Source organism: Vibrio sp. OPT46 (genome assembly GCF_015163535.1).
GTDB lineage: Bacteria > Pseudomonadota > Gammaproteobacteria > Enterobacterales > Vibrionaceae > Vibrio > Vibrio alginolyticus.
The window spans coordinates 95,858-96,847 of sequence record NZ_JADDYG010000774.1 but is presented as its reverse complement, the minus strand read 5'-3'; the positions used below and the strand labels follow the sequence as shown (position 1 = coordinate 96,847).

At 40.7% G+C, this 990-nt stretch carries 1 protein-coding gene; it reads right to left on the bottom strand.

Annotated features, from left to right (window positions below):
- Window positions 1-741 (bottom strand): DUF3103 family protein (locus tag IQR33_RS27690; protein ID WP_193844233.1); only part of this gene is annotated, 741 nt, incomplete at its 3' end.
- Window positions 742-990 lie beyond the last annotated feature (249 nt).

Sequence of the window (990 nt, the reverse complement as noted above, 5' to 3'; positions counted from 1 at the left end):
GATAGCGTAGATTTCTGCCTTGCCAGAGATCCAAGGTTCTTTGTCATCGGCTAGACGGATCTTTTTCAACTGCGTGGTTTGAATTGGAGCCGCTTCGCTATTTGACAATAGCGGTGTATTTTGGCGTTGTTCATCAGCAATATATGGTTGAACTAAAGCTGGTTGACCGAGTTTTTTCATCTCAGCTTGCATAGCTTGCAAGCCTGCTTTTAGCTCTGCAGAGCTATTGTTATCAACGACAAGTACAGGTACCTCAGGGAGCTGGTAAACATCGAGTTGATGGATGTTGCCATAAACATCAAATGCTTCGATGTATTGCCAATTCTCATCATCACCACTTGGTTCAAATGCAAATAATGGCTCGACCTCGCCACTTTGCCATGCTGTTATCATGGCTTCATTTGCCAAGCGAACTTCTAACAACTGATCAGAGTATTCAGAAATACCTTTCCAGCTACGAATTTGAGTGTCAGCTTGTACAAGCTGGCGGCTGAACTCTGAGTTAGGGTTTTGCTTAACAAATGCTGATACAGACACGTTAGTCTGTTGTGGAGTAATATCTCTTCTCAACATGGGTTCAATGGCAGCATAGTTCTCACTCAATTGTTGAGCTAGGGCACGCTTCGTCTTAGTGATATCTTCCGCTTTTGCGTTGGATACACTGTTGACTTGCGTTTCCTCTGATTGGCAGCCAATAAGTGCTAATGTACTGAGAACAGACAGAATGATGGTTTTCTTCATAATATGTCCTTTATTGATTGTATGAAATAGAGTTAATACTCTATTCATGGTGAGAATATCACCGGACATAGATCATTGAATTTGCTTTTCTATCTTTTGTGTAAAGTTTGCCCACAGGATCAAAATTTATAAGCTTCTCTTTAATGATGACAAATATCGTGTCGCCTCACTACTTTGTGTCTATTTCTTGTCTAAGAAAGCCAAAAGCCAGTAGCAATTAAGCTGCTGGCTTTTTTATTGAAGTTATTG